13 protein-coding genes are annotated in these 14,327 nt (G+C 40.1%); 2 read left to right on the top strand and 11 right to left on the bottom strand.

Translation table 11 applies throughout. The annotated features are described in order from the left end of the window. Positions 1-162: 162 nt before the first annotated feature. The 7 genes from FFM59_RS08185 to FFM59_RS08155 all read right to left on the bottom strand — a co-directional run bounded on the left by FFM59_RS08185 (position 163) and on the right by FFM59_RS08155 (position 7,294). Positions 163-537: a type II toxin-antitoxin system PemK/MazF family toxin gene (locus tag FFM59_RS08185; RefSeq protein WP_137602554.1), complete on the bottom strand. Its 375-nt coding sequence runs from the start codon at positions 535-537 to the stop codon at positions 163-165. An 86-nt stretch (positions 538-623) separates the two neighbouring features. After that, positions 624-1,733 (bottom strand): alanine racemase, encoded by a 1,110-nt coding sequence (gene alr, locus FFM59_RS08180; protein ID WP_137602553.1) that lies wholly within the window; start codon positions 1,731-1,733, stop codon positions 624-626. A 4-nt stretch (positions 1,734-1,737) separates the two neighbouring features. Next, positions 1,738-2,094, bottom strand: a complete 357-nt coding sequence (acpS, locus tag FFM59_RS08175) for a holo-ACP synthase (protein WP_137602552.1) — start codon at positions 2,092-2,094, stop codon at positions 1,738-1,740. Positions 2,095-2,222: 128 nt separating this feature from the next. Then, positions 2,223-3,806, bottom strand: coding sequence for a degradosome RNA helicase CshA (gene cshA / locus FFM59_RS08170; RefSeq protein ID WP_137602551.1), 1,584 nt, complete (start codon positions 3,804-3,806; stop codon positions 2,223-2,225). A 510-nt stretch (positions 3,807-4,316) separates the two neighbouring features. After that, positions 4,317-5,687, bottom strand: coding sequence for a UDP-N-acetylmuramoyl-tripeptide--D-alanyl-D-alanine ligase (locus FFM59_RS08165; RefSeq protein ID WP_137602550.1), 1,371 nt, complete (start codon positions 5,685-5,687; stop codon positions 4,317-4,319). A gap of 129 nt (positions 5,688-5,816) precedes the next feature. After that, a complete protein-coding gene (gene htpX, locus FFM59_RS08160) occupies positions 5,817-6,710 on the bottom strand; it encodes a zinc metalloprotease HtpX (protein WP_137602549.1) in 894 nt (297 codons plus the stop codon). A gap of 26 nt (positions 6,711-6,736) precedes the next feature. Next, entirely contained in the window at positions 6,737-7,294 is a 558-nt protein-coding gene (locus FFM59_RS08155) for a LemA family protein (RefSeq protein WP_137602548.1), read from the bottom strand. 108 nt (positions 7,295-7,402) lie between these two features. Here FFM59_RS08155 and FFM59_RS08150 point away from each other — a divergent pair, with 108 nt between their 5' ends. Continuing rightward, positions 7,403-7,861 carry a low molecular weight protein-tyrosine-phosphatase gene (locus FFM59_RS08150; RefSeq protein ID WP_137602547.1) on the top strand — a complete coding sequence of 153 codons (459 nt, stop codon included), beginning with the start codon at positions 7,403-7,405 and terminating at the stop codon, positions 7,859-7,861. 28 nt (positions 7,862-7,889) lie between these two features. Here FFM59_RS08150 and FFM59_RS08145 read toward each other — a convergent pair whose 3' ends face one another. Then, positions 7,890-8,597 carry a class A sortase gene (locus FFM59_RS08145; RefSeq protein WP_137602546.1) on the bottom strand — a complete coding sequence of 236 codons (708 nt, stop codon included), beginning with the start codon at positions 8,595-8,597 and terminating at the stop codon, positions 7,890-7,892. A 119-nt stretch (positions 8,598-8,716) separates the two neighbouring features. Between FFM59_RS08145 and FFM59_RS08140 the strand changes: the two genes are divergently transcribed. Beyond that, positions 8,717-9,934 (top strand): MFS transporter, encoded by a 1,218-nt coding sequence (locus FFM59_RS08140; RefSeq protein ID WP_137602545.1) that lies wholly within the window; start codon positions 8,717-8,719, stop codon positions 9,932-9,934. Positions 9,935-9,973: 39 nt separating this feature from the next. On the opposite strand, the gene FFM59_RS08135 is transcribed toward FFM59_RS08140, so the two are convergent. The 3 genes from FFM59_RS08135 to pyrG all read right to left on the bottom strand — a co-directional run bounded on the left by FFM59_RS08135 (position 9,974) and on the right by pyrG (position 13,468). Beyond that, positions 9,974-10,219: a type B 50S ribosomal protein L31 gene (locus FFM59_RS08135; RefSeq protein WP_137602544.1), complete on the bottom strand. Its 246-nt coding sequence runs from the start codon at positions 10,217-10,219 to the stop codon at positions 9,974-9,976. 95 nt (positions 10,220-10,314) lie between these two features. Continuing rightward, the gene (gene murA / locus FFM59_RS08130; protein WP_137602543.1) at positions 10,315-11,613 is read right to left on the bottom strand and encodes a UDP-N-acetylglucosamine 1-carboxyvinyltransferase; all 1,299 of its coding nucleotides are present in this window, start codon (positions 11,611-11,613) and stop codon (positions 10,315-10,317) included. Between the two features lie 256 nt (positions 11,614-11,869). Continuing rightward, positions 11,870-13,468 (bottom strand): CTP synthase, encoded by a 1,599-nt coding sequence (gene pyrG, locus FFM59_RS08125; protein ID WP_137602542.1) that lies wholly within the window; start codon positions 13,466-13,468, stop codon positions 11,870-11,872. Positions 13,469-14,327 lie beyond the last annotated feature (859 nt).

Genomic DNA, 14,327 nt, shown 5'->3' with positions numbered 1-14,327 from the left:
GTCCTTGGCTAGTGGTTCCGACTACTACGGCCCACAGTGGACTTTCACCACCTAGTTGGCGCCCATGCCGGGCGCACCCAAAAAGGCACCAACAATTCACAATCGAATTGTTGATGCCTTTTTAATTTGGTGCACTCTTGATAACGCTGTAATATGTACCACCTATGATGTCTGCTTTTTATTACTAAGTAACCCGATGCTCACCTGCAACGATCGATCAACCTTATGCATTAACCCGTCGGACAAGTGTGTGACCTTATCCCGTAATCGTTGCTTATCGATGGTGCGTACCTGTTCTAATAATATCACTGAATCTTTTTCAATCCCGACATACTCTGAATTAATTTGAACGTGAGTGGGCATATTTGGCTTTTGCATTTTTGCCGTTATTGCTGCCACAATCACTGTTGGACTGTAATGGTTACCTATATCATTTTGAATAATCACTACTGGTCGTAATCCACCTTGCTCAGAGCCAATCACTGGTGACAAATCCGCGTAGAAAATATCACCACGTTTAATTTCAACCTTGGCCAAACATCCCCACCTCCTTTTTCACAAAGTCTAACAAGCGCTAATTATACCATACTACAACCCGTTTTGCTCGATATAGTTAGTTTGATTTATCGATAAACTCGCTGCACTCGTTCAGCAACGCTCGTCATAATCTCATAGTTAATCGTGCCGGCATACTCGGCGACATCTGTAGCACCAATTGTTTGATTTCCCTGATGACCAATTAAGGTCACTTTGGTACCAGTTTGGTATTGTTTAGGCAAACGAATCATCATCTGATCCATGCAAATCCGACCAACGATTTCACATTGTTGGCCATCAATTAATACATGAAAGCCTTGCATACAGCGTGGATATCCGTCGGCATAACCAATTGGAACCGTGCCAATCCATTCGTCGGTTTTAGCAGTGTACGTCGCCCCATAACTAACTGAGGCTCCAGCTGGAATTTGTTTAACAAAGACTAACTGTGTTTCTAATTCTGCAGCCGGTTCTAGTTGATATGGCAATTCTTCAATGGCTACTCCTGACGGATTAAGGCCATACATAGTCACACCAAAACGAATCATATTACCGGTTACTGGTAAATGCCACAAACTAGTTGCCGAATTTGAAATATGTACATATTTGGGCAATTGAACTAGTGCGCCAGTTAATTGCTGCCAAGTTTTAAATTGTTGCTCAAAATATTTGGTATCTGTTTGATCTGCCGTCGCAAAATGAGTGAATACTCCGTCAAAACTGAAGAGAGCACTGGCCAATAAAGTTTCTGCCTGCTTAACATCTTCTGAGTGGCGAAATCCGATTCTCCCCATGCCAGTATCGATTGCCAAATGGACACTCAATGGTTGCTTTGCCGTAGTCTGATCAGCATAATCTTGTAACCAATCCACGGACCCGACAGTTAGTGAAATACCGGCATCTGCTGCCAAAGTAGCGAAGGCAGGTGAAGTTATCCCTAAAACCAAAATTGGCGCGGTAATCCCTGCTTTTCGTAACGATAACGCTTCATCTAAGATAGCCACACATAATCCAGTGGCTCCAGCAGATAAAGCAGTCTGTGCGATTTCTAAAATGCCATGTCCATACCCATTTGCTTTGACAACCGCAAACATTTCAACATCGTCCGCTAAAATGGCGCGTTCATGCTGAATATTATTTGTTACTGCTTGTAAATTAACGACTAACTTAGTTTCCCGATTCTTCCCGATTACCATTGCACTATCCCTCTTCTAAAATGACTTCACTGATGACGACTGAATCAGTATGTGAAATTGACACATGGACTGGGCCATCAAAAATTGATTGCTTAATCGTCGGTTTTCCGGATTCATCGTCAAGAACTTCCAAATCTTGAAAGCCAACTGCCGCACCAATACCAGTTCCCAGCGCTTTGGAAAAAGATTCTTTCACTGAAAAACGGCCTGCCAAATACTCAGCCTGTTTGTGAGCGCTCCGCGTTAAATACTGTTGATATTCTGCAGCGGTTAACGTTTTGCTAATAAAATTAGCGTGTTTTTCTTTCATTTGTTCAACGCGTTGAATTTCACTGATATCAATTCCAATACCATAAATCATGATTATATCCTTTACTATCACTATTTTGTTTCATATTGTAGCACAGTTTGCTTTCACAATCGTCTTAAATTATCAGAAACAAAAAGATCTAAGCCAGATTTTACATCCAACTTAGATCTAAGTACTAATTAATCATTATTTTTTTTGCGAATACTGAATGCGTGGGATGAACCACCATTGCCGCCTCGGCTGCTTGAGCTACGGTTGCTTGATCCACGACTGCCGCCATGGTTATCACGGCTGCCCTTATATCCGCCTTCACGGTTTCCACCGCCTGAACGATTGCCGCCGCGGTATCCACCGCCATTACGACTACCGCCTGAACGATTACCACGATAACCGCCACCATTACGGCTTCCACCGCTACGACGACCGCCGCCACCCTTGTGACGAGGTAATGGACGTTCTGGAGTAATCTTAACTGGCACACTTGAAGCATCGTCTTTAGTGACGTTGTTCAACAAAGCAGCAACCAAATCAATTGGTTCGTACTTCGTCAACAGCTTTTCAGCTTCTTCTTCAAATTTGACAGTTTCAGTTTGACCAACAAGTTCGTCAACCTTAGAAATTGCATTTGCCAATTGACCCTTCAACGCTTCATCAGCGGTTGGTGGCTTCAATGGTAACATACGGACCTTCGTTAATTTTTCAATTTCACGAAGATAATCCATTTCGCTAGGAGTAACGAAAGTTAATGAAACACCATGGTGTCCGGCACGACCGGTACGGCCAATACGGTGAACATAACTATCTGGGTCTTGAGGAATATCATAGTTGTAAACATGAGTCACACCGGAGATATCTAATCCACGAGCGGCCACATCAGTAGCAACTAAAATATCAATTTTACCGTTCTTAAATTGTTGCATGATTTGACTACGACGTTGTTGAGTCAAGTCACCATGAATACCGGCAGCATTGTAGCCACGGGCTTCAAGGCCTTTTGATAATTCGTCAACACGACGCTTTGTCCGACCAAACACAATTGTCAAATCAGGATCTTGTACATCAATCAAACGTGTCATTGTATCGAACTTTTCAAAGTCCTTTGAACGAACGTAGAATTGATCAATTAAGTCAGTAGTAACTTCCTTAGCCTTAATCTTAACGTGTTGTGGGTCAGTCATGAATTGCACACCAATTTTTTTGATAGCTGGTGGCATAGTAGCTGAGAACAACAATGTTTGACGATCTGCAGGAGTCTTGTTGATGATTGATTCAATATCATCCAAGAATCCCATGTTTAACATTTCATCGGCTTCATCTAAAACTAATGTCTTAATATGGTCAAGTTTGACTGTCCGACGGTTGATATGGTCAAGCAAACGACCTGGAGTCCCAACCAAAACTTGTGGATGGTTCTTCAAGTTGTTGATTTGACGACGAATATCAGCGCCACCGTAAACAACTTGTGCCTTAACCTTTTTATCTTTACCTAATTTGTATAATTCTTCTTGCGTTTGGATAGCCAACTCACGAGTTGGTGAGATAATCAACGCTTGAATATCTCCATTACTTGTATCCGTATCTTCGACGATTGGCAATCCAAAGGCAGCTGTTTTACCAGTACCGGTTTGTGCTTGTCCAATGACGTCCTTACCCTGTATTACCAATGGAATAGTTTCCTCTTGGATTGGGGTTGCTTCTTCGTAGCCACTACGCTTAATGGCTTTAAGTAGGTCTTCTGATAGACCCAATTCGCTAAACTTCAAGTGTTTTCCTCCTGGGATTGAATCTCACCATCTAGTCAAATTCCGTTGACCACAGCAATGGTGAAACTATATAAAATAAATACAACTAAATAAGTATACTAGTTCTTAGTTGAAATAACAACTAATTTGAATAATAAGTGCTCAGCTTATCGATTAGCTTCGGAACATTTACGAAGAATAATCAAGTGTTGTCGCTCTATGACAATGGTTGATTATTTAAGTAAAGTGACGAAGTTGATAAGCGAAGCCGTTAATAATAAGTGCTGAGCAACTCGGTTAATCAATGAGCACTAACGTGATAATTCAATGAATTCGGTCTGTGAATTTGTTGAGTTATGAGTTAGGTGAGTTGATTGAGGTGCGAAGCCGTTAATAACAAGTGCTGAGCAAAGCGGGAGACATTGAGTATTAACAGATAATAACCGTCATCCGTTTTTAGGATGATGGCTATTATTGGTTAAACGGAAATGGCTGCTTTGCATAGCCGTTTATCAGCACCCCAAATCAACCCTAACTAGTCAATGCATCCAGCACCGTTTCCAAATGCAATCCGTGACTAGCTTTAATCGCGACAATATCTTTATCGGTAATCAAATCCCCTAATTCAACAGTCATCTTTGCTTTTTCTTCAGTAGCAAAATAATGCACATGCTCACCATAGTCTTCAACAAGAGCATCGTACAAAGCCTTCATATGAGGACCAATCAAATAGACTTCATTGATTTTTTCTGGATCAAATACTTCGGATAAATCTCGATGAAAATCATTTGATTGTTCACCAAGTTCAAGCATGTCACCCAAAACCACGATTCGTTTACCCGCTGTTTCTGCCTTGGAAAAGACGTTAACAACTTCTTTCACCGCTGTCGGATTGGAATTATAAACGTCACTGAGAATCTGTTCACCGGCACTACCCTTAATCCACTCAGTCCGATTTCGGGTAATATCGGGAGAACTGAGTGCCCGATGCATATTTTTAACTGAAATGTGCATTAATTTTCCAACACTCAGCGCAGCTAACGCATTGGTTACGTTATATTCACCCATCATTGGAACTTGGAAAGTTTCATCTGGCCACGCATTGGTGACAAACTCTAATGAGTAAGCAGTCGCGTTAACACTCGTGGCATAAATGTCATTATTCAACTGACGACCAAATTCGAGTTTATCTTGCACAATTGATGCAGTCCGTTCAGTTAACAATGGTTCATCCCCATTGAACACCAGCGTACCGTCTTCTTTTAAACCATTCACGATTTCCATTTTCGCGTCAGCAATTTTGTCACGACTGCCAAAGAATTCAATATGGGCTTCCCCAATCATTGTAATCACGGCAATATCAGGGGTGGCTAATCGACTCAGTGCATCTAATTCACCAAAATGATCCATCCCCATTTCAACAACGACGGCCTCAGTATTAGGATCCATGTTTAATAAGGTAACTGGGACACCAATTTCATTATTGAAATTTTCAAACGTTTTGGTGACATTCATTTGGGTGCTAAGAATCGATGCAATCATATCTTTGGTCGTGGTTTTACCATTACTACCGGTCACTGCCACCACGATTGGGTTAATTTTACATAAATAATAACTGGCCAATTCTTGCAAGGCAGCCAATGGATCATCAACAACTAACAATGGTTGACTGTCATCTCCCACCGCGTGATCACTGGCCCATAGGCTAGCTGCGGCCCCATTTTCAAAGGCACTGGCCACAAACTTGTGACCATCTTGTTCTCCATTGAGCGGCACAAATAGTGCTCCGTCGTCAAGGTTTCTGCTGTCAAAGGCAACACTACTAACCTCGACCTCTTGCCAAGCACTAATATCATTCTTTACATTAATCGCTTTGGCAATTTCCGCCAATTTCATTTTCATTCTGGAATCTCCTTTTAGATCTACTTCATTCAATCTACAACCTTATCATTATAACACCTTTTACGACAAGCCAATTCCACAAAAAAAGTTAACCCGCCGTCTTCGACAGATTAACCGTTTAATTGTTACTTACATTTGTTCGAGGCGTTTAATTCGTTCTTCCATTGGTGGATGAGTTGAAAATAAATTAGCCATCGATTTCTTTTTAATTGGATTACTGATATAAAGCGCTGCACTACTTGGATCAGCTTCTTTCATCGGTTCCGCGTTGGAGATTTTTTCTAAAGCTGAAATTAATCCCCGTGGATTCCGTGTCAGTTCCACCGCCCCAGCATCGGCCAGATATTCACGATTTCGAGACAGTGCCATTTGAGCTAACGACGCCGCAATTGGTGCTAAGACAACTACAACTAGTGAGAGCACCATCAAAATAATTTGAATGTAGCCGCCGCCTTCACGATCATTGTTACGTCGGCCACCGCCCCACCAAAACGAATGCATTCCGATATTAACGAGCATCGAAATAACAGCCGCCAATGCTAACGCAATCGTTTGTAAACGAATATCGTAATTCCGCACATGAGTCATTTCGTGACCCATGACACCTTCGAGTTCTTCGCGATTCAATTTATCTAAAATACCAGTGGTTGCCGCAACGGCTGCATGCTCTGGATTATTACCAGTGGCAAAGGCATTTGGACTTGGGTCATCAATGATATACACTTTTGGCATCGGAACATTGGCAACTAACGCCATATCCTCAACCACGTGCCACAATTCAGGTGCTTGATCTGCGCTCGTAATTTCATGGGCATGATTCATCCCCATCACCACTGAAGTTGATTGGGAAATCATCAAGGCCATGTAGATTCCACCAATTACGACTGCCATTAAAACTCCAGCCACATAACTATCAAAGAATACATAACCGACAGCTGCGCCAATCAAGAGCACCAACAAAACAAAGCCTATCATGACATAGACTGTACGTCGTTTATTTCGAGCAATTTGTTGATAGAGCATCTAGTTTATTCTCCAATACGAGTAAATTAAAATGAAACTTTGACATTTTCTTTTTCTTCTTCTGGAACTTTTAAGTATTCTACTTGTGCAAAATGATGAATACCGGCTACAATGTTAGTTGGAAATGATTGAATCTTGGTATTTAAGTTGGCCGCCGTTGAATTAAACAATTGGCGTGAATAAGCAATTTTATTTTCAGTATTTGAAAGTTCTTCCATCAATTCTGAATATTGAGCACTGGCTTTCAAATCTGGATAATTTTCGGCTAACGCAAAAATTGATTTCAATGAACTAGTTAATTGATCTGAAACTTCCATGGCTTGTTGATGATCACCAGCCGGTACTTGAGTCATTTGGTTTCTCAATTCAACCACTTTTTCAAGTGTTGATGATTCGTACTTGCCATAGCCTTTAACCGTTTCAACTAAGTTAGGAATCAAATCATTCCGACGTTTGAGTTGCACATCGATTTGGCTCCATGATTCTTGCGTTTGAACACGCGCACTAACTAAGCCGTTATAAATTCCCGCATAAATTGCGATTAAGGCAATAATCACGACAATTACTACAATAATTGTTACCATTAATATTTCCCCCTTGAATGATGTTACGTATAATCAAATGATAACGTACTTTACTAGTATAATAAAGTCATTTGAATAAACTTAATAAGTTTTGAAAGGTTGATAATTATGAATAATGTTTTATTTGTTTGTCTGGGCAACATTTGTCGTTCACCAATGGCAGAGGCTATGTTTCGCCAGATGGTTAAACAAGCTAATTTAGAATCACAATTTCAGATAGATTCTGCTGGCACAAGTAGTGAAGAAACTGGTAATCCGCCACATCCCGGCACTCGTGAAATCCTAGCTAAATATAATATTCCTGCTGATGGCTTGGTTGCGCGTCAAATCACGCGCCAAGATTTTGAAAATGCTGATTATATTATTTGCATGGATGGAATGAATTATAACAATCTAGTGCAAATGGCTGGTCCAAATTATCAAGATAAAGTTCATCGTATCTTTGAATTGGTGCCTGGAGAAGAGTCTCGAGAAATCCCTGATCCTTGGTACACGCACCGTTTCCAAGATACTTATGACAGTTTAGCTGCCGCATTACCAAGCTGGTTTGATTATCTGACCAAGTAAAAACCGTCTTTTTTTCGAAGACGGTTTTTTAGTTCTTATTATTAAATGATTTAGCAAAATTCTTTTGCACAGACTTGGGTGCGTCCTTGTATTTCATCGTCTTCACGAGTTCACCCCGAACCATTAAGCGACCTGCACCAGTAGCATCACAAGTAACTAATGTTATAATATTCTTTCCAGGTGTATTCTCGACCACATCAACTCGAGTCGCGGCAATATAGGTTTTTTCAGTGGTTTTATACTCATAAATCTTTTTCAAATCGGTCAAATAAATTTTTTGACCCACTTTACTCTTCCAATATAACGGACTAAACAAAATTGTGTGACTATTCATATGGTGCCCGGCTAAAGGATAATTACCTTCACCCATTTTTTGATCAGCACGCATGGTCCCCGCAGCCAAGGCTAAGGTATAATTATCAACCCCTTTGGCGATTGGTAAATTCAATTTAATAGATGGAATTGAGATTTCACCGATGACATTTAACGCAGATTTTTTAGCTCGCGCTTTAGCCACCATTTGTAAATCCAATGACTTAACATCCTTAAAATCAAAATTACCGGACTTTTTTTTGTTATTATTAATCTTTGTCTGTGAAATTTCTGGCTTATAACTATCAACCAGATAATCTTTAATCTGTTGATTAAAAATTAAAGCAAGCGAGACAATCAACAAAAACGTTAGCCCAACCCAACTCAGCCAGCGTTTCCAACTTGAACGTTTCTTATTTTTCATCAAATTCCCCCTACACCTGATCACTTTTATTAATAAAGTGGTTGGTGTTACCATAATAACTATTGTTATTCTGAGAAAATTATACATTACTTTTAAAAAAAAGAAAGAAGAACGCACGTATGAAGAAGCTGTTACACCTAAATAAACTAGAAGACTGGGAGAAAAATCTCTATGTTCTCTGGGTCAGCGTATTTGTGACCGGACTGGCATTTTCCGAAATTATGCCCTTCATGTCACTATATGTTGATACATTAGGTGACTTTACCAAAAGCCAATTAAATCTCTACTCCGGTGCCGTGTTCGCCATCACTTATCTGATTACAGCAATTATTTCACCCTTCTGGGGTAAGCTATCTGACACTCACGGACGGAAAATTATGATTCTTCGTGCCTCGTTTGGGATGGCAATTGTCATCGGCTTAATGTCTTGTGTCACCAACGTCTGGCAATTATTTGCTCTGCGTTTTATCCAAGGAATTTTTGGTGGTTACGTCAGCAATGCCAATGCCATTATTGCGACCACTGCCCCACGAGAGAAAAGTGGCCGTGCTTTAGGAACTTTGATGGCCGGCTTAACCGGTGGTTCCTTGCTGGGTCCCTTATTAGGTGGAGCATTAGCATCCATGTTTAGCTATCGGATGACCTTTTTAATCACTGGTATCTTACTCTTTATTGTCTTTATCTTTAGTTGGTTATTCGTCACTGAAAAGAACTTCAAACCAACTACGGCGAAAAAGTTACAAAAAGCTTCTGGCGTGATTGCCGCTTTAAAGAGCCCACAAATGATTTTTGGAATGTTCATTACCACATTAATCATTCAAGCTTCTAATAACTCTATTACCCCGATTATTTCCCTATATGTCCGCGAACTCATGCATAACAATGGTAACGTCACGTTAGCGAGTGGGATTATTGCTGCCGTTCCTGGGTTGGCCACCATGTTAGTTGCTCCGAGATTTGGAGCGTTGGGCGACCGAATTGGCACCGAACGGGTGTTAACCATTGGTTTTATTTTAGCCATTTGTTTCTTTATTCCCACAGCGTTTGTCACCAATATTTGGCAATTGGGGATTTTAAGATTCTTGATTGGAATTTCCAATGCGACCATGATTCCACAAGTCCAAACCCTCTTAACAAAAAATACGCCACCAGAAATTACGGGGCGCATCTTCAGTTGGAACCAAAGTTTCCAATCGTTTGGAAATGTGATTGGCCCCATGATTGGTGCCTTCATCTCTGGATTATTTGATTATAGTGCTGTTTTCTTATCCACTGCTTTACTGGTCGCTATCAATTTCGTCTTATTTAGAATAAATGTTGTGAACGCAAAAAAATAAAAAACACATACCAAATTGGCATGTGTTTTTTGATGATTCTTATTTGAGACCATATTTCTTGTTGAAACGATCGACTGCACCATCTGCTTGAGTAAACTTTTGCTTACCAGTGTAGAATGGATGTGAGTCTGATGTAATTTCAACACGAATCAATGGATATTCGTTACCGTCTTCCCACTTAACAGTATCTTTAGAAGTTGCTGTTGAGCCAGAGATGAACTTGAAACCAGTTGATGAATCTTCAAATACAACTGGATGGTAATCTGGATGAATGTCTTGTTTCATGTTATTACGCTCCTTTTGCCATGAGTCATTGACTGAGACATAGTTTATTTATATCTAACTTTACGATGATACCATGGATAATAATTTTTGACAACCTACGATTCGGAAACCTGAGTTTCAACTACTTCAGCTCCAGCTTCATCGACGATGTGCACGTCAGCATTGAGGCGGTTAAGTTTCCAAACAATCCGATCATAACCACGCAAAATATTATCCGCATGGGTGATTTTGGTCACACCATTGGCCATTAAACCGGCAATCATTAACGAAGCACCTGCGCGAATTTCACCCGCTTCAACCGTGGCTCCATGTAATCCTTCAGAATGTTCAATCAGGATTAGGCCGTTTTCAGTCGAAATCCCCATCCCCATTTTCTGTAATTCAGGAACGTGTTTCACACGTTGTGAATAAATTGTATCCACAATCACACTGACTCCTTCAGCTGTTGACAATAAAGGCGTTAAGGGTTGTTGTAAATCCGTGGCAAATCCTGGAAATGGTAAGGTTTTAATTTTAATTGGTTTGAGATTTTCGCTCCGTAACACGCGGATACTATCTTCACCAATTTGTAAATTAACACCCATTTCAAGTAATTTACTTGTAAATGATTCCAAATGTTCTGGAATAATATTATGCACAATAACATCGTCACCAACTGCTGCTGCCATGGCCAGATATGTGCCAGCTTCAATGCGATCAGGAATAATTGTATGAGTATTAGTGGAACGCAGTTCTTCGACTCCTTCGATACGAATTACGTCAGTCCCTGCCCCACGAATTTTAGCACCCATGTTATTCAAGAAGGTTGTCAAATCAGTAATTTCTGGTTCGCGAGCGGCATTTTCAATCACCGTCGTACCTTCTGCTTTAACCGCAGCTAAAACCGTATTAATCGTCGCTCCAACTGAGACCATATCCATGAAGATGGTAGTCCCTTTTAAGCCATTTGGTGCACTTATATGCACGGTTCCATTATCTTCAAATACCTCAGCACCTAAAGCTTCAAACGCCTTAATATGTTGATCAATTGGCCGTGGACCGATATTATCTCCACCAGGAAAAGTGAGTACTGCTTTATGGAAACGACCCAATAAAGCACCCATGAAATAATATGACGCTCTCAAACTCTTGATGGCCTTGCTAGGAAGTTCGCTTTCAACAATTTGAGTAGGATCAATATTTAAAATTCCATGCTTAAACGAAGATGTTACATTCATCGACTGAAGAATAATCATCAGGTTATGAACATCCAAAATATCTGGTACAGTATCAAATTGGACTGGTGTATCCGCTAAAATAGCAGCTGGAATAAGCGCCACTGTACTATTTTTAGCACCGCCAATCGTGATTTCTCCCGAAAGTCGGTTTCCTCCCTGTATGATCATACTTTTCATTGATAATTCCTCGCTCTAATTTATAGTTCTGTTTAAAACAACCAAATGTAATGATAAAGAAATATTGGCTAAATTACAATACTTTTCGACCACATATTATGTTAAATTTTGACAAAATTTTGCACAATTATGAATCACATAAATGTTTTAATCTAATTTTAATAAATAATTCTGGAACCTATTTCGTAAATCTTATTTTATTATATCGAAAAAGAGATTGAGTAATCCCCAATCTCCTCCATTTTGATAATAATTATTATTTTTCGCTAGCCGCTTTGATGAACGATTTGAACAAGCCTTCAGGGCGGTTTGGCCGCGATAGAAATTCAGGGTGATATTGTGCTGCCACAAAGAACTTCTTTTCTGGCAATTCAACGACTTCCACCAAACGATCATCAGGTGATGTACCTGAAAAGACCATACCGTGGGCCGCAAACTGTTCGCGATATTCATTGTTAAATTCATAACGATGACGATGACGTTCGCTAATGACATCTTGATTATCATAAGCTGCTGCTGCAACAGTGCCGGGCTTTAATTTACATGGATAGGCACCCAAACGTTGAGTTCCACCCATATCTTCAACGCCTTCTTGATCATTCATCAAGTCAATCACATTGTAAGGTGTTTCCAAATCAAATTCAGCTGAGTTAGCATCTTTTAACCCAACCACATTACGTGCGAATTCGATACATGCAGTTTGCATACCCAAACAAATACCTAAGTAAGGTACATCATTTTCACGAGCATACTTAATCGCCGTAATCTTGCCTTCAGTTCCTCTGGTACCAAAACCACCTGGTACCAAGATACCGTCAGCATCGCCTAATAATTCAGCAACATTATCTTCATTCACATCTTCAGAATTCAAATGTGTGATATCTACGTCAGAATCGACGGGATATCCAGCATGCTTGAGTGCTTCATTTACAGAAATGTATGCATCTTGCAGATTTGAATATTTGCCGACCATTGCAATCTTGATGGTTTTGCTCAAGTGTTGCACATGTTCAGACATTGCAGCCCATTCAGCCATATCGGATTTAGGTGCATCAATATGCAATTGGTCACACACAATTTGGTCCATGTTTTGTGCCTGTAAGTTCAATGGAATTTGGTACAATGTGTCAACATCTAATGATTCGATGACCGCATCGGGTTCCACATCACAGAACAAGGCAATCTTTTTACGCATACCGTCGTCGATTGGCTTTTCAGTCCGAACAACTAAGATATTAGGTTGAATTCCCAAACCACGTAATTCTTTGACACTATGTTGTGTTGGTTTCGTCTTCATTTCGCCGGCTGCGTGCAAAATTGGAATCAACGTTGTGTGAATGTAAATCACATTGTCAGAGCCAATATCACGCTTCATTTGACGTAGTGCTTCCATGAAAGGTAACGATTCGATATCGCCGACGGTTCCGCCAACTTCAGTGATAACAATGTCGGAGTCGGTACTTGTACCAGCACGCATAATCTTTTCTTTAATCATATCTGTGATATGTGGAATTACTTGTACGGTGGCACCTAAATAGTCTCCGTGACGTTCTTTATGCAGAACCTCAGAATAAATTTTCCCGGTTGTTACATTTGAATATTTGTTCAATGTGATATCAATAAAACGTTCGTAGTGACCTAAATCTAAATCAGTTTCCGTACCATCATCAGTGACAAACACTTCACCATGTTGATAAGGACTCATCGTACCTGGGTCGACGTTGATATATGGATCAAACTTTTGAATCGTAATCTTCAGGCCGCGATTTTTTAATAACCGACCTAATGAAGCAGCAACGATCCCTTTACCAAGGGATGAAACCACCCCACCTGTTACAAAAATATACTTTGTCATGTTGTTACTCCTTTGGGAAAATTTGAAGGCTGGTACCATCTTGCAAAATTAAAAAAGTCCCCTATCCATCATAGAATAGGGGACCATATATTAATCGAACAATATTGTCTCGAAGTAAGTCCTTCGAGAGCCCATATAAGATAATACAGTCAGAAAAGAGATTCGTCAAGAGGAAAGTAATAAGTGCTGAGCTAACTGTTAAGACAGCGAGTGACTAACGACAAATAATCAAAGGGCATGGACTTTATGACATTTGATTATTTAAGTTAGGTGAACTGTTTGGTTAGTGAAGCCGTTAGAAAACTCATGCTGAAATTCATGGGAAATAGTGAGCATTAATAGACAACCATTATTATCCCGCTTTTGGATATTGATGGTTGTTAATTAAGCGGAACTATTTGTGAATTGAAGCGGATAAGAAAATAAGTGCTGAGCTAACCGTTAAGACAGCGAGTGACTAACGATAAATAATCAAAGGGCATGGACTTTATGACATTTGATTATTTAAGTTAGGTGAGCTGTTTGGTTAGCGAAGCCGTTAGAAAATAAGTGCTAAGCAAAGCGCTAGCCATTGAGTATTAACAGATAATAACTGTCATCTGTTCTTGGGATGATAGTTATTATTAGTTAAACGGAAATGGTTGCTTTGTGAAGCCGTTAAAAAATAAGTGCTGAGCAAAGCGCTAGCCATTGAGTATTAACAGATAATAGCTGTCATCCTTTCTTGGGATGATAGTTATTATTAGTTAAACGGAGATGGTTGCTTTGCGAAACCGTTAAAGCAACAAAAAACTCTCTGAGGATGTCGCTACGCTCCATTCCTCGTAACCATATCAAGAAATAAAACTGCCCTCAAGAT

The sequence above is a fragment of the Paucilactobacillus nenjiangensis genome (assembly GCF_005405445.1).
GTDB classification, from domain to species: domain Bacteria; phylum Bacillota; class Bacilli; order Lactobacillales; family Lactobacillaceae; genus Paucilactobacillus; species Paucilactobacillus nenjiangensis.
Note: the sequence above shows the minus strand (reverse complement) of the source record. Positions and strands in the feature narration are given on the sequence as shown.